20 protein-coding genes are annotated in these 19,388 nt (G+C 44.7%); 13 read left to right on the plus strand and 7 right to left on the minus strand.

What is annotated here, in order from left to right; genetic code table 11:
* Window positions 1–110 precede the first annotated feature (110 nt).
* Complete coding sequence (locus N6H06_RS05875; protein WP_263705838.1) at window positions 111–863, plus strand: GNAT family N-acetyltransferase; 753 nt, start codon at window positions 111–113, stop codon at window positions 861–863.
* Between the two features lie 76 nt (window positions 864–939).
* Here the strand turns inward: N6H06_RS05875 and N6H06_RS05880 are convergent, their stop codons facing one another.
* On the minus strand, window positions 940–1,833 hold the full coding sequence (locus N6H06_RS05880; RefSeq protein WP_062746398.1) for an AraC family transcriptional regulator: 894 nt from the start codon (window positions 1,831–1,833) through the stop codon (window positions 940–942).
* 103 nt (window positions 1,834–1,936) lie between these two features.
* On the opposite strand from N6H06_RS05880, the gene N6H06_RS05885 reads away from it, so the two are divergent.
* The 9 genes from N6H06_RS05885 (at window position 1,937) to N6H06_RS05925 (ending at window position 10,832) form a co-directional block, all read left to right on the plus strand.
* Window positions 1,937–2,845, plus strand: a complete 909-nt coding sequence (locus tag N6H06_RS05885) for an EamA family transporter (protein ID WP_062746400.1) — start codon at window positions 1,937–1,939, stop codon at window positions 2,843–2,845.
* A 193-nt stretch (window positions 2,846–3,038) separates the two neighbouring features.
* Window positions 3,039–4,292 carry a cytochrome P450 gene (locus N6H06_RS05890; RefSeq protein ID WP_062746402.1) on the plus strand — a complete coding sequence of 418 codons (1,254 nt, stop codon included), beginning with the start codon at window positions 3,039–3,041 and terminating at the stop codon, window positions 4,290–4,292.
* A 601-nt stretch (window positions 4,293–4,893) separates the two neighbouring features.
* A complete protein-coding gene (locus N6H06_RS05895; protein ID WP_263705839.1) occupies window positions 4,894–5,943 on the plus strand; it encodes a tetratricopeptide repeat protein in 1,050 nt (349 codons plus the stop codon).
* Window positions 5,944–6,001: 58 nt separating this feature from the next.
* Window positions 6,002–6,952, plus strand: coding sequence for a thioredoxin-disulfide reductase (trxB, locus tag N6H06_RS05900; RefSeq protein ID WP_062746405.1), 951 nt, complete (start codon window positions 6,002–6,004; stop codon window positions 6,950–6,952).
* Window positions 6,953–7,197: 245 nt separating this feature from the next.
* Window positions 7,198–7,686, plus strand: coding sequence for an NUDIX hydrolase (locus N6H06_RS05905; RefSeq protein WP_062746640.1), 489 nt, complete (start codon window positions 7,198–7,200; stop codon window positions 7,684–7,686).
* On the plus strand, window positions 7,683–8,573 hold the full coding sequence (gene rapZ, locus N6H06_RS05910) for an RNase adapter RapZ (protein ID WP_062746407.1): 891 nt from the start codon (window positions 7,683–7,685) through the stop codon (window positions 8,571–8,573). Before N6H06_RS05905 ends, rapZ begins: the two co-directional genes overlap by 4 nt.
* Entirely contained in the window at window positions 8,570–9,556 is a 987-nt protein-coding gene (locus tag N6H06_RS05915; protein WP_212954144.1) for a gluconeogenesis factor YvcK family protein, read from the plus strand. The genes rapZ and N6H06_RS05915 overlap by 4 nt, the downstream gene beginning before the upstream one ends.
* A gap of 43 nt (window positions 9,557–9,599) precedes the next feature.
* On the plus strand, window positions 9,600–10,574 hold the full coding sequence (whiA, locus tag N6H06_RS05920) for a DNA-binding protein WhiA (RefSeq protein WP_263705840.1): 975 nt from the start codon (window positions 9,600–9,602) through the stop codon (window positions 10,572–10,574).
* Window positions 10,575–10,577: 3 nt separating this feature from the next.
* The gene (locus tag N6H06_RS05925; protein WP_062746413.1) at window positions 10,578–10,832 is read left to right on the plus strand and encodes an HPr family phosphocarrier protein; all 255 of its coding nucleotides are present in this window, start codon (window positions 10,578–10,580) and stop codon (window positions 10,830–10,832) included.
* 209 nt (window positions 10,833–11,041) lie between these two features.
* Here the strand turns inward: N6H06_RS05925 and N6H06_RS05930 are convergent, their stop codons facing one another.
* The 4 genes from N6H06_RS05930 to N6H06_RS05945 all read right to left on the minus strand — a co-directional run bounded on the left by N6H06_RS05930 (window position 11,042) and on the right by N6H06_RS05945 (window position 14,501).
* A complete protein-coding gene (locus N6H06_RS05930) occupies window positions 11,042–11,704 on the minus strand; it encodes an ABC transporter permease (protein WP_062746415.1) in 663 nt (220 codons plus the stop codon).
* Entirely contained in the window at window positions 11,704–12,627 is a 924-nt protein-coding gene (locus N6H06_RS05935) for an osmoprotectant ABC transporter substrate-binding protein (protein ID WP_062746417.1), read from the minus strand. Before N6H06_RS05935 ends, N6H06_RS05930 begins: the two co-directional genes overlap by 1 nt.
* A gap of 18 nt (window positions 12,628–12,645) precedes the next feature.
* Window positions 12,646–13,287, minus strand: a complete 642-nt coding sequence (locus N6H06_RS05940; RefSeq protein ID WP_062746419.1) for an ABC transporter permease — start codon at window positions 13,285–13,287, stop codon at window positions 12,646–12,648.
* 65 nt (window positions 13,288–13,352) lie between these two features.
* Entirely contained in the window at window positions 13,353–14,501 is a 1,149-nt protein-coding gene (locus tag N6H06_RS05945; RefSeq protein WP_212954142.1) for a betaine/proline/choline family ABC transporter ATP-binding protein, read from the minus strand.
* 292 nt (window positions 14,502–14,793) lie between these two features.
* Between N6H06_RS05945 and N6H06_RS05950 the strand changes: the two genes are divergently transcribed.
* Window positions 14,794–15,150 (plus strand): DUF4870 domain-containing protein, encoded by a 357-nt coding sequence (locus N6H06_RS05950; protein ID WP_082808236.1) that lies wholly within the window; start codon window positions 14,794–14,796, stop codon window positions 15,148–15,150.
* Window positions 15,151–15,185: 35 nt separating this feature from the next.
* Here the strand turns inward: N6H06_RS05950 and N6H06_RS05955 are convergent, their stop codons facing one another.
* Both N6H06_RS05955 and clpP read right to left on the minus strand, forming a co-directional pair.
* Window positions 15,186–16,583, minus strand: coding sequence for a M20/M25/M40 family metallo-hydrolase (locus N6H06_RS05955; RefSeq protein WP_249413847.1), 1,398 nt, complete (start codon window positions 16,581–16,583; stop codon window positions 15,186–15,188).
* A 120-nt stretch (window positions 16,584–16,703) separates the two neighbouring features.
* Window positions 16,704–17,291, minus strand: coding sequence for an ATP-dependent Clp endopeptidase proteolytic subunit ClpP (gene clpP / locus N6H06_RS05960; protein WP_062746422.1), 588 nt, complete (start codon window positions 17,289–17,291; stop codon window positions 16,704–16,706).
* A gap of 423 nt (window positions 17,292–17,714) precedes the next feature.
* On the opposite strand from clpP, the gene rpoN reads away from it, so the two are divergent.
* Both rpoN and N6H06_RS05970 read left to right on the plus strand, forming a co-directional pair.
* The gene (gene rpoN, locus N6H06_RS05965) at window positions 17,715–19,052 is read left to right on the plus strand and encodes an RNA polymerase factor sigma-54 (protein WP_062746424.1); all 1,338 of its coding nucleotides are present in this window, start codon (window positions 17,715–17,717) and stop codon (window positions 19,050–19,052) included.
* Entirely contained in the window at window positions 19,052–19,303 is a 252-nt protein-coding gene (locus tag N6H06_RS05970) for a glutaredoxin family protein (protein WP_263705841.1), read from the plus strand. The genes rpoN and N6H06_RS05970 overlap by 1 nt, the downstream gene beginning before the upstream one ends.
* Window positions 19,304–19,388 lie beyond the last annotated feature (85 nt).

Here is a 19,388-nt window from a genome sequence, read left to right on the forward strand (position 1 = left end):
AACAGCAACCTAAGAACCAGGTTGCTGTTTTTTAGAGAAAACCAACATACATCGTTTTCCTTTTATGAGATGAACATTCATAAGAGGAAAAGCAAAAGGTGGAAAGACAAATGTCTGACATAGCGCTCATTCGAAAAATAGAAACACTATCAATGAATGCACAGCCTGCCCTTAAGACAGTGGAGAAAGGCGGATGGATTTTGCGCTTTGCCAATGGCTATACAAAAAGAGCAAACTCGATTCACACACTCTATCCTTCTTGTGGGGAGCTTGAAAAGAACATCGAGGCCTGTGAACAAATGTACCGTAGGCAAAATCTTCCTGTAGTTTATAAGCTGACAGCGGCTGCTTGTCCAAGCGATTTGGATTGTTCTCTAGATGCAAAGGGGTATGATTATATAGGGGAGACGAGTGTTCAAACCTTGTCTTTATCACAAATCGGCGAAAGGCCAAAGGTTCATGTCGAGAGTAGCCATCGACAAGACCGTAAATGGTTTGATCATTATTGTCATTGGAATCATGTTCGCGAAGCAGACCGACAGACATTAAAACAAATGTTTGACAACATTGCCGCCGAGACGTGCTACATGCTTATAACGGACAATTACGGGAACCCTTGTGCTTGCGGGTTAGGAGTTATTGAAGATAGGTACATTGGGTTATTTGATATAGTGACAAATAAGAAGGAACGAAAACAAGGATATGGGACGCAGCTGATCCAACATTTGCTTCATTGGGGAAAAGAAAATGAGGCTGACTTTGCTTACTTGCAAGTGGTCCGAGAAAACAAGCCAGCCTTCACACTCTATACGAAGCTTGGCTTTGAAGAAATGTATACATACTGGTACCGAGTCAAAAGCTGAGACTAGCGATGTTTAAATAGATTAAACTGGGCTTGTTGGCTTTATTCAGTAAAAGATGGCTAGCGTCCACTCTTAATCAATGAAAATCCTTAAGTTTCGATTTTTTGTAGGCAAGTGGTGTCATGTTCATCACTTTTCGGAATCGAGCGATAAAATAGCTTGTGCTGTTAAAACCTACTTGATAAGCTACGTCCGTTACAGTTGCGTTTGGCTGCTGCAAGAGAGGCAAGCTTTTTTGGATACGGTAATCAGTAACGTATTGAAGGGGGGACGTTTTTAGCATTCGTTTAAAATAGCGGCAACATTCAGAGCGGCTTAGCTGCCCTGCCTTTGCTATATCATCTAAGGAAATGTTCTCTCCAAAGTGGCTATGAATCCATTGAAGCATTCCCTTTACTCGTCGATTTTGCATCATCTTGTTCTGGTCGTATTCTAATCGCAGTCCATTTGAGATTAGAAGTTTCCATATCGCCACCATCTTGGTAGTGACATCAATTTCATAATAAGGGGGCTGCTCTTCAATCGATCGATGGATGCTTAACGTACAGTCAATAATATTTTTCCCCCACCCTTCATCGGCACAAATATCCAAGTAGGGAAGGTTCGTCGCTTGAATGTATGGGCTAACATAAGTTGCAAAAAGCTCTTGCGGCAAAATGAAAGATGGATCGACATTAAGACAAATATAGCGACTATTTAAATGAGGCAGACTTTCAGCCATGTGAAGGCTGCCGCTATTGATGAACACCCCATTCTTCTCATGAACAATAACCGTCTCATTATTGACATGAAAACGTACTTTTCCATTTGTTACAACGACAAATTGTAGCTCATCATGCCAATGAAGAGGAATATAGCCATTGCTGTTTTCTTTAATGGATGTATGATAGCAGGCAATCGGCAAATCAACAGTTCGATGGGCTGTTTGTTCTTTTAAATGATCATCAATTTCAAAATGGATTGTCCCCACGTTCCACCTCAATATCCTTATACTTTTTCGTTCAATTCGCGTATCTTTAACGGCATTTTTCTTTTATTATAACACCATTATGATTGTAAAGGTGGAGAGAAAGATGAGACGGTATGTAGGCCTCATGCTCGTTTTAGTAGGAGCAGTATGTTGGGGGATGGGCGGAACCGTCGCCCAAAAATTGTTCCAGCAAGACGCTGTTAATATAAATTGGCTTGTGTCCATAAGGCTCTTAATTGCAGGAGCAATGTTATTAATTATACAACTCTTGTTAAAGAATCGGACGCAAATTTTAGGCGTTTGGAAAACAAAGCAATCAGCTGCACGGCTTCTTACTTTTGGAATTTTTGGCATGCTTGCCGTCCAATATACGTACATGGCATCGATTAAAAATGGCAATTCGGCAGTTGCGACATTGCTGCAATATTTAGCACCTGTCATGATCATTCTGTATATGGTAGTTCGCGGGCAAAATCGATTGACTAGGCGTGACCTGATTTATGTGTCTCTTGCTTTGACTGGTTGCTATCTTCTGTTAACAAATGGTTCCCTTTCCGAGCTTTCAGTGCCAGCTTCTGCGATTATTTGGGGAATTCTTTCAGGGGCTGCACTAGCCTTTTACACGTTGTATGCGGTTCCTTTGTTAAAACAGTACGATTCTCTTGTGATTGTCGGTTGGGCGATGCTAATTGGAGGTATGGCTTTAAGTGTGATTCATCCTCCGTGGCGGATTGGGGAGGCAACTTTTCAGCTAGAAACGTATCTACACCTTGGTTTTGTCATTTTTTTCGGAACGATGCTTGCTTTTTGGTTCTACATTGAAAGTTTGAATACCCTTTCTCCGAAAGAAACGAGTCTGCTTGGAAGTGCCGAACCATTAGCTGCGGTAGTGACGATGGTCATTTGGCTCCGTGAACCGTTCGGTGTTTTTCAATGGGGAGGGCTCGCTTGTATTCTTGCTATGATTTTTATAATGGCGTGGCAAAAAGAGGATGCGAAGGCCCAGACATAGAGATGGCCTCTATTGACAGGAAAGCACTCACTATTGGCTGTGAACGAAAGGGGAAACGGTTCTCACGGAACGCGAATGCCTTTTACGTTTTAAACGGAAGGAGAACGGCTAAACTGGTGGTAGAGCATAAGGCAGCAGGCAAATGTGGTTGCTAGGTCGTTTACGAACCGACTTATGAAAGGAGAAGGTAACAGTGGCCAGTGAAAAGGAAATCCCAAAAGAATCAGGGGTAGATAACAGTGTAGCCGTACTCCGAGAAGGGTATTTATATGGCACGAACCGAGCCCAAGCATTTCAATCGGATCTTTTTAAAACACGCTTGCTAGGGCAAGAAGCGATTTGTATACGTGGAGAGGAAGCAGCCGAACTGTTTTATGATAATGAAAAATTTAAGCGAGCAGGCGCAGCCCCAAAGCGGGTCGTAAAAACGCTATTTGGCAAAGGCGGCGTTCAAGCGCTTGATGGGGAAGCACACCATCATCGAAAAGCGATGTTTATGTCGCTCATGTCGAAAGAAACGCTAAAAGACATTCGCGCTATGGCTTCAAAACAATGGGAACTAGCCGCTCAAAGATGGCAGAACCAACCAAAGGTCGTTTTGTATGAAGAAGCGCAAGAAGTAATGTGCCGGACTGCGTTCGAATGGGCTGGGATTCCCCTTGAGGAAGATGAAGTGAAAGAGAAAGCGGAGTGGTTTCGTGCCATGATTGAAGCGCCAGCGGCGATCGGGCCAGCCCATTGGAAAGGACGGCGCAACCGGGGCAAAGCCGAAAGTTGGGTGAAGGAGCTTGTGGAGGATGTCCGTACGGGCAAGCGACAAGCAGCAGAAGGAAAAACTTTGCATACCATGTCGTTCCATCGCGAATTAAATGGCGAATGGATGGACGGCCAAACAGCAGCAGTCGAAATCATCAATATCCTCCGGCCAATTGTGGCCATTTCCATCTACATTTGCTTCACGGCACTCGCTGTCCATCAATACCCGCAAGAACGGGAAAAGCTCGGATCAGACGAAGAAAAATTACAGCATTTTGTCCAAGAAGTCAGGCGCTTCTATCCATTTTTCCCTTTTGTACCTGCGCGACCAATCAAGGATTTTACGTGGAATGGCTACCCATTTAAGAAAGGCACATTAGTGCTTCTCGATTTATATGGGACCAATCATCATCCGAAGCTCTGGGACAATCCCGAACAGTTTCGGCCAGATCGCTTTACAACATGGAACAAAAGCCCGTTTGCCTTTATTCCCCAAGGTGGAGGCGATCGCAATACTGGACATCGTTGCGCAGGCGAATGGATCACAATTGAGATTATGAAAGAAAGTTTGGATTTTCTTGTCAATAGAATCGATTATACCGTGCCTGAACAAGATTTACGTTTTCGCTTTAACGAAATGCCCGCTTTGCCCCATAGCCATTTTGTGATGACGAATGTCCGCTTTCAATAAAACGTGTGCCTCTTTAATGTTAAAGAGGCACGCCTTTTTATGTTGCCAGCGAGGTTAACGAACTCGATTCATACACTTGCAATTTGCCTTAACAAATAAGTGTTTGGCCGTTATTTTACTCGATTCATAAAACTAGAACCCATTCGTTTTTCTATGTTTCAAATTAGCTTTATAACGTGAAATCGATTCATTAGGCCATTCCCAAAAGCTTGCGCCTTGAGCTGTGAGATACCTGTGAAGGAACATGGTGAAGTCTATATGAAGGTGGGTGAGATCACCGACTTCACCCCATCTGCTCCGGTTCATGTATGGTTCGGTGGTAAGGCTGTTATTATGAATGTTTTTCCTGACACTTGCTTACCGGTTTTCACCTGTTAGCCCCGTTGTTTGCAAGCTTAAATGATGGAAGCGGCTGACGCTTTAACATTATGCTTAAAAAGGGAGGAGAAAGTGGAGTACAGCACCCGATTTTCCAAGCAGCCAGTAGGGAAGGGCACAAAATTTTTTCAAAAGAACTTTTTTAACGGTTGTCCTTACAGAAAATCACGTTTAGTGTATACTTGACGATAGATAGATAATTTGCTTGGAGGGACAAGCTTACATGAGCGACGGATCGAAAGAAGATTCAAGGACCATTGTTCCGTTTTACCAAAATGGGGATTACTTTTTTCATAGAGGATTGCAAGCTTTTCACAAAAAACATTTAAATCGGGCTGCAAAACTGCTAGAGCGGGCAGTGAAGCTTACTGCCTCTGAACCGATTTTTAAAATACAGTTGGCTGCAGTGCTGTCAGAACTTGGGGAGTATGGGAGGTCGAATGATCTCTTACAATCCGTGCTGGCAAGCTCCGGCAATCAACAGCCTGTTTGCCATTTTTTTATTGCCAATAATGAAGTGTATATGGGCCACTTTTATCAGGCTGAAAAGCATGTGCGCCTCTATTTAGAAAAAGAGCCAAACGGGCAGTTTGCTGAAGAAGCACATGAATTGCTTGAGCTATTTGAAGATGATCCTTTTATGGAGGAAGAAGCCAGTTCGGAACCGTTTTTAGACGACCATGAACAGGCATGGCTTCTTTTGCGAAAAGGGCAAGCAGAGCTGGCGGTGCCGTTGCTTGAGTCAATCGTTAGCAAGCACCCTCGTTTGTGGGCTGCGCAAAATCATCTCGCCGAAGCGTTATTTTGCATCGGTGAAACCGAAAGAGCGTTTACCATTTGCCAGGAAGTGCTCGATAAGGATCAGGGCAACTTGTTGGCATTATGCAATCTCGCATTATTTTACTTTGAAATGGGCTATACTAAAGAGGCGAAATGGTATCGTGAGCGGCTTGCAAGCGTTTATCCTCTTGATTCAGGTCACGCTGCACGCCTTGTCCAAGTGCTATGTGCCCTTGGAAATTATAAAGAAGTCCTTTCACGGCCTTTTCCCACTGATGTGGATGAAGAAGCAGCCCTTTTGCGGTGTTACGGTGTCGCTTCCTACCATGAACAAAATGAAAAAGCCGCTTTAGAGCATTTGAAAAAAGCGGCAGCGCTTGGCGACGGAGCTTCGAAACAGCTGGTGGAAGCGGTGGCCAACAAACAATCAGACGATATTTCGTTTACATTGTTTGCCGAACGTGGCTTCTTGAGCAGAACATTAGACAGTTAGCTGTTTCTTTCGCTACGATGGAAGCAGATAACTTGAAGAGTAGAGGAGTGCAAGAAACATGGCTGAAGAGACCATTTATGATGTGATTATTGCAGGAGCGGGACCAGCTGGCATGACAGCGGCTGTGTATACATCTCGGGCAAACTTAAATACACTCATGCTTGAGCGTGGGATGCCCGGCGGGCAAATGGCGAATACTGAAGACGTGGAAAACTACCCTGGTTTTGACCATATTTTAGGGCCGGACCTTTCCAATAAAATGTTTGAACACGCCAAAAAATTTGGCGCTGCCTATGCGTATGGCGACATTAAAGAAATTATCGATGAAGGCGCTACGAAACGGGTGATTGCTGGCTCAAAAGAATACCGCGCCAAGGCAGTGATTGTGTCAACGGGAGCAGAATATAAAAAACTCGGCGTCCCTGGCGAGCAGGAATTGAGTGGCCGAGGCGTTTCCTATTGTGCTGTTTGTGATGGTGCTTTCTTCAAAGAGAGGGAATTGATCGTCGTAGGTGGCGGCGACTCTGCCGTTGAAGAAGCTGTCTATTTAACACGGTTTGCAAAAAAAGTGACAATCGTTCACAGGCGCGATCAATTGCGTGCCCAAAAAATCTTGCAAGACCGCGCTTTTAACAACCCGAAAGTCGATTTCATTTGGAATAAAGTTGTAACTGAGATTAATGAAAAAGACGGCAAAGTCGGGGGCGTGACACTAAAAGACACGAAAACAGGCGAAGTTTCAAACATGGAAGCCGACGGTGTGTTTGTATACATCGGCATGCTGCCATTAAATGAAAGTGTTCAGAACTTAGGGATTACGAATGAGGAAGGCTATATTGTTACGAATGAGGAAATGGAGACAAAAGTGCCTGGCATATTTGCAGCTGGTGATGTACGTGAAAAATCGCTACGGCAAATTGTCACAGCAACAGGCGACGGCTCCATTGCTGCCCAAAATGTCCAGCATTATTTAGAAAACTTGGCTGAAGCGGAAAAAGTCGAGAAATAATCGTGGATAGCGAATTTGCTTTAAAGGGGTAAACCGTCATCAGCTTTTAAAGACGCTGTAATGCAATTGAAATAACGGTTCCTTTATAATAGAAACAGTAATTGACCCCCTTTTTTAAATATAGCTTCATTTAGGCGCAGATTTCTGCGCCTTTTTTTAGGTTAAACAGAACAAAATAAGCGCCATCATTGTCGCCTCTCTTAATTACTTGTATACTATAAAATGAGAAACGCGAGGTGAGAGGCTTGCAGCGAATAACCAATTGCATACTGGCAACAGCGGATCAATGTTTAATGCTTCAAAAGCCAAGCCGCGGCTGGTGGGTAGCTCCAGGTGGAAAAATGGAGCATGGCGAATCGATTAAAGAAGCTGTTGTCCGTGAATTTCGGGAAGAAACGGGATTATCTGTTAAAGATCCTGAATTGCGTGCAGTGACAACGGTGGTCATTGTAGGCGAAGGGCAAACAATCGAAGATGAGTGGATGATGTTCTCTTTTCTTGCCAGCAGCTATGAAGGCACGATGCTTGATCAGTCTCCAGAAGGGAAGCTTGTCTGGCAAAAACGTGATGCGCATGCGCATTTGCCAATGGCAGAAGGGGACCACCATGTCTTTAACCACATTTTAAATCACAAAGGCGTTTTATACGGAACGTTTTATTATACAAAGGATTATAAGCTGATTGATTATCGACTTGATCCGAAACCGTTGCAAGAGAAAGGGGCAGCACTATGAACCAGTCTGAAGTCGAGATCGTCATTATCACCGGTATGTCTGGCGCTGGAAAGACCGTTGCTGTCCGAAGCTTTGAGGATTTAGGCTATTATTGTATCGACAACTTGCCCCCAGTCTTGCTGCCGAAGTTTATCGAACTGATTGAGGGCGGAATCGATAAAGTCACAAAAGTGGCGCTTGTCATGGATTTACGAGGCCAGTCCTTTTTTGATGAATTGTTCAAAGCAATTGATGAACTGAATGAGACGCCGGCAAGTAGACTTAAAATCCAAATTTTGTATTTGGATGCAAAAGATTCTAAACTTGTGCAGCGCTATAAAGAAACAAGGCGTACACATCCGTTAGCCAAAGGGGGCCTGCCTCTCGAAGGCATTCAAAAAGAACGGAATTTGCTTGAAGAAATAAAAGGCCGCGCCCAGCAAATCATTGATACGACGGAGTTAAAGCCACTCCAGCTACGTGAAAAAATTATGCAGCGTTTTGCTGCGAACGACCGCCAAGCATTTGCTGTCCACTTTGTTTCATTTGGTTTCAAATACGGCATTCCGATTGATGCTGATTTAGTATTTGATGTCCGTTTTTTGCCGAACCCTCACTACATTGAAGATTTGCGGCCAAAAACGGGATTGCAGACAGAAGTGTCCTCTTATGTGTTAAAATGGAAAGAAACAAAACAATTTGTGGAGAAGCTGACTGATTTATTTGACTTTATGCTTCCCCATTACAAACGGGAAGGGAAAAGCCAAGTTGTCATCGGAATCGGCTGCACAGGCGGCCAGCACCGGTCCGTAACATTGGCTGAATACTTTTGTGCTCATTACGAAGCGAAATATAATGCGTATACGAGCCACCGCGATATTAACAAACGGAAGGCGAGCAGCCGATGAAAAAGAAGGTAGTTGTCATAGGAGGAGGAACGGGGCTTTCCGTGATTTTGCGCGGGCTGAAGACGTTTCCAGTCGATATTACTGCGATTGTGACTGTTGCAGATGATGGTGGTAGCTCAGGCATTCTTCGCAAAGAGCTTGATATCCCCCCGCCTGGGGATGTGCGAAATGTGCTTGTTGCCCTTGCTGAAGTGGAACCACTTGTGGAAGAACTGTTTCAACACCGTTTTTCAAGTGGAGACGGGCTAAGCGGACATTCACTCGGAAATCTGCTGCTAGCAGGAATGACATCCATTACAGGCGATTTTCAAAAAGGGATTTCGGCGATAAGTCGAGTATTGAATGTAAGAGGGCGTGTGCTTCCAGCCGCAAACGAGAGCATTGTCCTTCACGCAGAAATGCACGATGGCTCGATCGTCTCCGGAGAATCAAGCATCCCCCTTGCAGCTAAAGGGATTAAGCGCGTTTATTTGTCTCCAGAGCATGTATCGCCTCTACCTGAAACGCTTGACGCCCTTCATGAAGCCGATTTAATTGTACTTGGTCCTGGCTCCCTCTATACGAGCATTGTCCCGAATTTGCTCGTCCCTGGTATTAAGGAAGCCATTGCTGCTTCGAAAGCGAAGAAAGCATATATTTGCAATGTGATGACACAGGCAGGCGAAACAGACGGGTACAGCGCTTCTGATCATTTACAAGGCTTGTTTAATCATTGTGGCGGCCAATTGGTTGAGTACATCTTAGTCAATAGCACGACAATCTCTGAGAGCGTCCGCTCTCTTTATCGCTTAGAAAAAGCGGAACAGGTTGTCGTCGACAGTGATATCCTTGAATCAATGGGGGTAACGCCTATCAAAGGCCGTTTTGTCCTTGAGGCGAATCAAAAATTGCGCCATGATGCGATGAAGGTATCAAAAGCACTAATGAGTTTGCTGGAAGAAAAGGAACAACAACCGACATATCGGGAACGAAACCGTTGTTAGGGCGGCAAAAAAGCCGCCCTTCATGAAAGAGAGGGTGAGAGGCGTGTCTTTTGCCGCGAATGCCAAAAAAGAACTGACGCAGCTTGAGCTTGTTTCTTGCTGTGCTCGGGCAGAGCTTTCTGCCCTCATCCGGATGAACGGGTCGCTGTCGCTTGGCAATAAGCAAGTCGGTCTAGACATAACAACCGAAAATGCAGCCATTGCCAGACGGATTTACACACTTATCAAACATCTATACCCTAATATCCACATTGAGTTGCTTGTTCAAAAGAAAATGCGCTTAAAAAAGAATAATGTTTACATGGTGCGCATTTCCAAAGAAGCGCGCCAGTTACTTGAGGATTTGCGCATTCTGAACGGGTCTTTTCAATTTATTCGTGACATTTCTCCGGAAATTGTAAAAGAGTCTTGTTGCAAACGTGCCTATTTGCGGGGGGCTTTTTTAGCGGGCGGCTCTATTAACCATCCAGAAACGTCTTCTTACCATTTAGAAATCTTTTCGCTTTATGAAGAGCATAACCAAGCAATATGTGAACTGATGAACGGATTTTCCCTTTCGGCTAAAACGCTTGAACGGAAAAAAGGATTTATTACTTACTTAAAAGAAAGCGAAAAGATAACGGAATTCCTGAATATCATTGGCGCCCACCAAGCACTTCTTTATTTTGAAGACGTCCGCATTATGAAAGATATGCGCAACTCTGTTAACCGGCTTGTGAATTGTGAAACGGCCAATTTAAACAAAACCGTTGGGGCTGCCCTCCGCCAAGTAGAGAACATTCGTTTTATTGATAAAACGATTGGCTTGGAAAATTTGCCGCCAAAACTCCAGGAAGTCGCTAGGCTCCGAGTAAAGCACCAAGATGTGACGTTGAAAGAACTAGGGGAAATGATGCAGGGCGGGAAAGTGAGCAAGTCAGGTATAAACCACCGGCTCCGTAAGATTGACGAATTTGCGGACAAGCTCCGTAACGGCACGTTTGATGCCAAAAAATTAAATACGCATAGGGGGAAATGAGGAATGGCGCAAAAAGAAGTAACTATCCAACTTAAGTCAGGTCTGCAGGCTCGGCCTGCGGCGATGTTTGTCCAAGAAGCCAATCGATTTTCGTCTGAAGTGTTTATTGTAAAAGACAATGCCAAAGTCAATGCGAAAAGCATCATGGGGTTAATGGGTTTGGCGCTTGGCAAAGGCACGACGATTACGATTGTCACAGAAGGGCACGATGAAAAAGAAGCACTGGATGCCTTGGTTGCTTATGTTGAAAACGATTAATGGGTAGCCGGCCATTTTAGAAATCAACTCCTAGCCTAGCTCGTAACAACAGATGCGGGCTACAGGAACGTGCTATTCCTTGTTATTGCCGAATGGAACGAAAGGTTCTTCTCGAGCAGGTAAAGCGACGAGAGGACGGGTATTTCCGAATAGAAACATAAAAAGCCAGTTGAGCACACGCTCAACTGGCTTAAGCTGCTTTAACGCGGTTAACTGGTTTGTGGCTTCGATTGTTTGAACGGATGTAGCTTTCTTTCAATCCAGCCCATTAACATGTCTGCAATAATCGCCATAAAGGCAGTTGGAATGGCGCCAGCAAGAATAATCGCCATCCCATCTGTGGCGTTTGTCCCTGTCAAAATGATTTCGCCAAGTCCGCCTGCACCGACAAAAGCGCCAATAGCAGCAATGCCAATCCCGACGACAAGGGCATTGCGTAGGCCAGCCATAATGACGCTGATTGCCAATGGGAGCTCAACCATGCGCAATAGCTGAAAACGTGTCATGCCACTTGCACGCCCAGCCTCAACAAGAGCTTGGTCGACACCTTTCATGCCGACATACGTGTTTTGTGTAATCGGTAAAATTGAATAAAGAAATAACGTCATGACAGCAGTGTTGGGCCCGAGGCCAAGGACAAGCATAAGGACGGCGATCATGCCAAGAGCAGGAATGGTCTGAATGATGTTCCCGATAGCAAGAACCCAGCCGCTTAAGCGCCCATATTTGGCAATGAGCACGCCAAGGGGAATCGAAACAATCGCCGCAAAAAGGACGCCATAGGCAGCCATAAGAAAGTGGCGGTAAAATTGTGCCGCAATGTAGCCGCTGTTTTGGGAAACGTATGTGATGAATTCCTGGAACGTGTCCATTAGTGGCTTTCCTCCTTGTCCTTAAAGTAATTGTTTTCTTCTAAAAAGATTTGGGCAACAAGGCGCGGATTTTTCAATTCCACGTCGGCCATATAGTTTAATTGTTGCATTTTTTCGGTGGTAATTGTGCCAGTTAAGCGTTCTAAAAGCGGCGAGAGCTCTGGATATTGTTCAAGCACATCATTGCGTACAACCGGCGAGGCGTCGTAAGGTGGGAAAAACCGCCGGTCATCTTCCAGCACTTTTAAATTGTATTCCTGAATACGCCCATCGGAAGAGTAAGCCAATACAACATCCATATGTCCGCTAGCATTGGCTTCATAAACGAGGCCGACATTCATCGGGAACACGTTGCCAAAAGCAAAATAGCTTTCTTGAAAGCCTTGGTAGCCATCGCCTTTGCGATTCACCCATGAATTATCGACGCCAAAACGGAGTTCCGGTGCAAAAGTTTCCAAGTCTGAAATCGTTTCAATCCCATGCTCATCCGCAAATGCCTCGGTAACAGAAAGGGCGTACGTATTTTCAAAACCATACGAATCAAACCAAGTTTGGTCAAAACGCTCAGAAAATTCTTGTTTCACGATGTCCATTGCTTCGTCTCGATCGGTAACGGGGTCCATACCAAGTGCCGCAGACAAGTCTGTACCTGTATAGCGAGCAGCGGTAATGTCCAAGTCACCTTGTACAAGCGCTTGATGCTGGACGACAGAGGAGCCTAGTTTCGTAATTAACTCGGTCTGCAAATCCGTTTCTTCTTCAATCAATAGGGCGACGATTTGCCCTAGAATTTCTGATTCGCTTGTCACCATTGTGCCAATTCGGATTGTTTGCTGGGAAGGGCCAGATAGTCCCGGCAAAGAACACCCAGTTAATAAAAGTCCCGAAAGGCAAAAAGCAATAATTGTTTTTGGTGGCTTCACAGTGATTCTCCTCCCCCCTTAAGATGCTTGGGATTGTTTGTAGCCTTTTGGCGTTAATGCGCGCTCGAACAGCAGCAGCAAGCGGTCAGCAAGCAGCGCCAAAATCGTAGCAGGTAAAGTTCCGGCTATGATAAGCGCTGGTTGGAACAAATTGAGGCCATCAAAAATGAAATCCCCTAGCCCACCGCCACCGACAAACGCCGCTAATGTAGCCCAGCCGATCAAATATACAGTTGCTAAACGGATGCCTGCCATAATGACTGGCAATGCAAGGGGAATTTCAATTTTAAAAATCGATTCGATATTGTTCATACCCATGCCTTTGCCTGCTTCCAACACGCTTGGACTGACGCCTTTGACACCCGTATAGGTGTTTCGTAAAATCGGCAATACAGAGTAAAAAAACAAAGCAATAATGGCCGGCACTTTGCCTGCTCCAAAAATAGGAATAAAAAAGGCTAATATGGCGAGGCTTGGGACCGTCTGCAAAATGCCGATGACAGATATAAGCCTGTCTGCCACACGAGGAACACGTGTTAGAGCAATTCCTAAAGGCACAGAGACAAGAACGCCTAAGAGAATCGCCGTAAATGAAATCAACAGATGTTCCCCTGTCTTAAAAAGCAAGTCATGGCCATATTCTGAAAAAAACGCGATCATCGTTTAACCTCCTTGATAAGTCGATTTTAAAAGAACGTACGACACCTTGGCAGAACATAATCGACTCACGTTTCTGTTTGCTCCTCAAAGTCCAATCCATCGCCCCAAATTGTGTCATAGACAATATCCGCCAAACTAGTCCGTGTCACAATGCCTGCAACTTGGTGTTGGTCATTGACAACGGGCACATATTTGGCACCGCGTCGGAGCATTTTGTGGATCGTATCACGCAAAAGGCTGTGCTCTTGAACAGTAAAAACATCTGTTTCCATTGCTTCTTTGACAGTCAATGCTTTTTTGTAAAAGGAATCGATCATTTCGACGTCAATGTAGCCGGTTAAGACGTTGTGCTGGTTGACGGCAAGGAGTGAGTCGACACGCTTATCGCGCATGAGGGAGATGGCGTTGCGCAGTGTTTCATTTTCATTGACGGTAACGGCGTGTTTGTTCATAACTTGTTTAACAGTTGTCACATCAGCCCGTCCTTGAATGAGGCGGTCTTTGCCGATAAAATCTTCGACAAAGACATTGGCAGGGGAGCGCATGATCTCATCAGGAGTTCCAGTTTGGACGATTTTTCCGTCTTTCATGATGACAATTCGGTCTGCTAGCTTTAATGCTTCGTCCATGTCGTGTGTAACAAAAACAATCGTTTTGTCGAGGTCTTTTTGTAATTTTTTGAATTCCTCTTGTAAAGAATCTCTCGTAATCGGATCGAGTGCGCCAAAAGGTTCGTCCATTAAAATCAGTGGTGGATCCGCTGCGAGCGCCCGCAACACACCGATCCGCTGCTGCTGCCCGCCACTTAATTCATGTGGGTATTTGTCCAAATACAACTCTGGCAAATTGACTAGTTTAATCAGTTCTTTTGCCCGCTTGTCTTTTTTCGCTTTCGACCACTTCAAAAGCGTTCCTACAAGGACAATGTTTTCTTTAACAGTCATATGGGGCATTAACCCGATTTGCTGGATAACGTAGCCAATTGATCGACGCAATTCGACTGGATCTTGTTTCCGGATGTCTTTGCCGTTTACAGTAATTTGCCCTTCTGTCGCTTCGTGGAGACGGTTCACCATTTTCATTGTTGTTGTTTTCCCGCAACCACTTGGGCCAATAAAACAAACGAATTCGCCTTTATTTATTTTTAGATTTAAATTGTCTACAGCTGGCCTGCCGGCACCATAACGCTTTGTGACATTTTTAAATTCCAACAAAACGCCCACCTCCATGTCGAATAATGTAAATTCACCAAATAAGTATAAGTAAAAACAAGTCGATTCGTAAAGTCTTATAAACGTTAAAAAATATATGCAATATATACTGCACAAAATTTGTGACGTGTTTTCCTTCCATTTGCTTTGTTTTTCTTCCGAATTCTACCCATTATGGTTTCTGGTCGTTTACAGAGAGGGTCAAACACGGTATGTACAGCAGTGGGATGAAAAAATAATTGTATCCTTTTCCAATTCAGCGTATAGTAAAGGTAAGGATAAGGAGAGATGAAAAATGGCCAATGAAATTATTGATTACCGCGAATATGAACCAGACGGAAGCGAGCGTATGTTGGCGATGTTACTATATTTATTGAGCTTTCCTGCGCCTATCCTTGCGCCACTCATTATCTGGCTCGTTAAAAGAGATGATTCAGACTTTATTGATTACCATGGCAAGGAATACTTTAACTTTTTGATTTCTTTTTTTATTTACGGAATAGTTGCGGGTGTGACCATGATTGTCCTAATTGGCTTCTTGCTTACACCGCTTGTCGGCCTGCTTGCTATTATCTTTACGATTTTGGCTGCAATCAAAGCATACCAAGGAGAGGAATACCGGATTCCCCTCACCATTAAATTTTTACGTTAAGCGGAGGCATCCCATAATATGGGGATGCCTCTTAACTATTTCTGTCCGACAGCATGGATAACATGGGCTGTACAGCGAATGCCGTTTAAAAAATGGCGAATGGCGAGATTTTCATTTGGCGAGTGGTTTCGTTGGTCAAAGTTTGCATAAGGTACGAGAAGAGATGGTGCTTGAAGGAGTTTTGTCCATACATAGTCTGGAAGCGAGCCGCCAAGGCTTGGTTGGATAAGGGGCTCCTCATTAAAACAAGCCGAAATGCCTTCTAGTGCCTTTTGGACGATCGCTGTCTCAACTGGCGTACGCGAAGGCTCCATTGCACCTAAGAACGTCACCTTGGCATCAGGTCGGCGTGCTTTCACGTGGGCAGTCACCTTTTCAAAAATGTCTTTCGGGTCCTGGTCAACAACAAGGCGCGCGTCGATTTTTACACTTGCTTTGCTAGGAATAATCGTCTTAATGCCATCCTCTAAATAGCCGCTTTTTAGCCCGCATATATTGAAAGTTGGTTCTAGTGCCAGTTTTCGGTAATATGTTTTTCCGTCGATGTCTAAATGGGGATAGCCGATTTTTTGGGCGACTGAGTCTTTTTCAAAAGGGAGTGCGGCCAATAGTTGTTCTTCTTCAGCGCTGGCAGGGCGGATATTGTCGTAAAAGCCTTCGATTAAGACGTGTCCATCGTTGCTACGCATCGTCTGAAGCAGCTCCATAAGTTCCCAAGCTGGATTTGGAACAATGTTGCCTGTATTGCCAGAATGGTTGTCGAACTCGGCGTTTTGAAGTTCAATCTCAAAAGAAAGGATACCGCGGACCCCGAGGAGAACAAGAGGAGAGCCGCTGTCGTGAGAAGGCCCATCAGCCGTGTAAACGAGATCAGCTTGAAGCAATTCTTTGTGTTTTTGAACAAAGTCTGGCAAATGGACGCTGCCCATTTCTTCTTCCCCTTCGATAACGATTTTAATGTTAACGGGTAAATCGCCAAATGCTTGTTGATACGTTTTAATACCGAGAAGTTGGGCAACGATTTGCCCTTTGTTGTCGCCGGCGCCCCGTGCAAAGATCCGCCCGTCGCGGACCGTTGGTTCAAATGGCGGTGTCTCCCAATCGCTTAATGGGTCAGGGGGTTGTACATCGTAATGGCCATAAATTAACAAAGTTGGCGCGTGTTTGTCTGTGAGAAGTTCACCGTATAGAATAGGATGACCCTCTGTTTCAAACAGTTCAGTACGGGCGCCGACTTCCTCCATTAGCGCCCGCATTAACGCTGCGCATTCGCGCATTCCTTTGTTTTGAGTACTAATGCTTTCTTGGCGCAACAGTTTAAATAACGTAGCCAATGAATCGTCTGTTTGCTTTGCGACTATGTCGTCAATTGCTGGAATGCTCAGAATAAAACTCCTCCTTGTCTTGGGCGAAAGCAAAAAGGCTAGCGCCATCGTGTTTTTTAAATCGTAACACGTCATACTGAAAAAAGGAATCGAATAAGGACAGGCTTCATACTGTCTGGCGATGTTGCAACAAAACAAGCTTCCGCAAAACGCGGAAGCTTGTTTGTATTATTTCGTTGGTGTTTCAATCACCTTGTCGATTAAGCCGTATTCTTTTGCTTGTTCGGCAGACATAAAGTTATCACGGTCTGTGTCTCTAGCAATTCGTTCATACGGTTGACCAGAACGTTCTGCCATAATTTGATTGAGTTTTTCGCGCATTTGAATGATGCGGCGGGCATGGATTTCCATGTCTGCAGCTTGGCCTTGCATGCCGCCAAGTGGTTGGTGGATCATCACTTCACTATTTGGCAATGCCATCCGTTTGCCTTTCGCTCCAGCAGTGAGCAAAAATGCGCCCATGGAAGCAGCCATGCCGATGCAAATCGTTGATACATCTGGTTTGATGAATTGCATCGTGTCATAGATTGCCATCCCAGCAGTAATGGAGCCGCCAGGAGAGTTAATGTATAAGGAAATATCTTTTTCAGGGTCTTCTGCTTGCAAAAACAACATTTGTGCAACGATCGAATTGGCGACATTGTCGTCAATTCCGCTCCCTAGCATAATAATGCGGTCTTTCAATAAGCGGGAGTAAATGTCATATGCACGCTCGCCACGGTTTGTTTGTTCAATTACTGTAGGTATTAAATTCATCGCTCTTCCTCCTCATGTCATATTGACTAAAATCCTTGAAAACTGTTGCTCTGTATTCATCATACTGCAAAGGTCAATAAAGGTCAAATAAGCTGCTTCTTTTTACAAAAGTATGTACGGCAACAACAAAAAAGCAGTTTCTATTCATGTACTATTCCTTGTGATGACCAAAAAGCCCTTCTTTCATGATAGACTAAATTACAAAGATGTAAACCTCTATGTTTTCCGCCGTTCACAACGTTGTTTCTCATTTTTAAAGCGTAAAAGAGCTAGGCAATTGCTGAATTTAAAAAGAAAGCGTTTACATAAACAAGCCATTTGGTTTATGCTATGACATGTAGAGGTAAAAAGCGCAGTTAAATTTACCTGAGCGGTATGTAAAATCAAGGCAAGGAAGATCGAAGTTAGAGGGAGGAAGAATAGATGGAGATTGGCTTACTGCAACGTCAGACAACTAGTTTAGTGATGACCCAAGAGTTAAGGCAAGCGCTCCACTTGCTACAATATTCGTCTGTGGACGTCATTGCCTATTTGCGGGAACAAGCGCTAGAAAATCCTCTACTCGAATTACATGAACGATCTACCCTTTCCCGTGAACAGGAAAGGGTTGGCACAAGGCCAATCAGGCAAACGATGTCAAGTGACGACAAACAGGCAGCGTTGCAAAATGTTCCGCAAAGAGGGCGGACGCTTGCTGATGAGTTGCACGAACAGCTGATTGAATCGCCGACGCTGAGCGAAAACGATAAATGCGAGCTTACTTATTTGATTGGCAATTTACGGGAAGATGGTTATTTAGGAGAAGCGCTGCCTCAGCTTTGCGCAGACCGGAACATCGCTGAATCGGAAGGCGAAAGGTTGCTCGCCGTATTACAGAGTTTTGAGCCTGCAGGCGTAGGGGCCCGTTCCCTTGGGGAATGCTTGGCCTTGCAACTTAAACGAATGCCTGATTTCCCCCCTTTTGCGATTGAAATCGTCTTAAACCATCTCGAAGCGCTGGCTGCCCGGAAATGGAAGCAACTTGCGAAACAATACGGCGTCGCTGTTCAGGATATACAGCACCTATACGACCAATTAAAGGAGCTTGACCCAAAGCCTGGACTACGTTATTCGAAGGAAACGGCCATTTACGTCCAGCCTGATGTGCTGATGGCAAAGGATGAATCTGGAAAGCTGCTTGTCTTCATGAATGATGACATACTACCCGCGATTCGCGTACACGAGGAATATGACCATTTACTGAAACAACAAGTCGAGACAAGCGCGTATGCGAAGCAAAAAAAGCAGCATGTCGAGTGGTTAAAACGCAGCCTTGAACAACGCCAGCAAACAGTGCGTCGCGTGGCGGAAGTGTTGGCCAGCGTGCAAGCAGACTACTTGCTCCAGCCTGAGGGGGTGCTCAAGCCACTAACTTTAAACGATGTTGCCCAAGTTCTCGGCATCCATGAATCAACGGTAAGCCGGGCAACGGCCAATAAATATGCGCAAACACCTCGTGGCTTAGTCGAATTAAAAGCATTGTTCTCTGGCCATGTATCTAAGTCAGATGCTCAATTGACCAATCACCACGTTAAAGTGTGGCTTAAAGAAATGATCAACATAGAGGATAAAAGCAAACCTTTGTCAGACCAAAAATTAGCGGAGAAGTTGAGAATCGAAAAAGGTGTGGCTTTGTCGCGGCGGGTAGTGGCAAAATACCGCGATGAACTTGGGATTTTGCCATCGTCGAAACGGAAACGCTACAACGAAAGGACTGGATAATGAACGTCGATTTTTATACGAAAAAAGGATGCCCCTTATGCGACAAGGGGTACGCATTGCTGAAAGAATTAGCCGATGGTTATTCCCTTGTGATTCGGTGCCATGACATCTATCAAGATGATTCGCTTTTAGAGAAGTACCAGCTTAAAATCCCAGTTGTTTGTGTAAACGGCGAAGAAATTGGGTACGGCTTATTAGAGAAAGAGTCGCTACAAAAGCAGATCGAACGCATTCGTTCAATAAAGCAGTAAGCATGTACAAATTGAAAGGCAACGTCTATCTGACACACACTGAAAAACACAAAGACTGCCTGTTCCCTCTAACGGGGATAGGCAG

Source organism: Shouchella tritolerans (assembly GCF_025770735.1).
GTDB lineage: Bacteria > Bacillota > Bacilli > Bacillales > Bacillaceae_D > Shouchella > Shouchella tritolerans.

Excerpts from the sequence above, each read along its gene's own strand:
- clpP (WP_062746422.1), bottom strand. The coding sequence starts at position 17,291 with ATGAATTTAATACCTACAGTAATTGAACAAACAAACCGTGGCGAGCGT.
- N6H06_RS05895 (WP_263705839.1), top strand. The coding sequence starts at position 4,894 with ATGAGCGACGGATCGAAAGAAGATTCAAGGACCATTGTTCCGTTTTAC.
- trxB (WP_062746405.1), top strand. The coding sequence starts at position 6,002 with ATGGCTGAAGAGACCATTTATGATGTGATTATTGCAGGAGCGGGACCA.
- N6H06_RS05940 (WP_062746419.1), bottom strand. The coding sequence starts at position 13,287 with ATGATCGCGTTTTTTTCAGAATATGGCCATGACTTGCTTTTTAAGACA.
- N6H06_RS05885 (WP_062746400.1), top strand. The coding sequence starts at position 1,937 with ATGAGACGGTATGTAGGCCTCATGCTCGTTTTAGTAGGAGCAGTATGT.
- rpoN (WP_062746424.1), top strand. The coding sequence starts at position 17,715 with ATGGAGATTGGCTTACTGCAACGTCAGACAACTAGTTTAGTGATGACC.
- N6H06_RS05925 (WP_062746413.1), top strand. The coding sequence starts at position 10,578 with ATGGCGCAAAAAGAAGTAACTATCCAACTTAAGTCAGGTCTGCAGGCT.
- N6H06_RS05970 (WP_263705841.1), top strand. The coding sequence starts at position 19,052 with ATGAACGTCGATTTTTATACGAAAAAAGGATGCCCCTTATGCGACAAG.
- N6H06_RS05930 (WP_062746415.1), bottom strand. The coding sequence starts at position 11,704 with ATGGACACGTTCCAGGAATTCATCACATACGTTTCCCAAAACAGCGGC.
- rapZ (WP_062746407.1), top strand. The coding sequence starts at position 7,683 with ATGAACCAGTCTGAAGTCGAGATCGTCATTATCACCGGTATGTCTGGC.
- N6H06_RS05875 (WP_263705838.1), top strand. The coding sequence starts at position 111 with ATGTCTGACATAGCGCTCATTCGAAAAATAGAAACACTATCAATGAAT.
- N6H06_RS05915 (WP_212954144.1), top strand. The coding sequence starts at position 8,570 with ATGAAAAAGAAGGTAGTTGTCATAGGAGGAGGAACGGGGCTTTCCGTG.
- N6H06_RS05955 (WP_249413847.1), bottom strand. The coding sequence starts at position 16,583 with ATGGCGCTAGCCTTTTTGCTTTCGCCCAAGACAAGGAGGAGTTTTATT.
- N6H06_RS05950 (WP_082808236.1), top strand. The coding sequence starts at position 14,794 with ATGGCCAATGAAATTATTGATTACCGCGAATATGAACCAGACGGAAGC.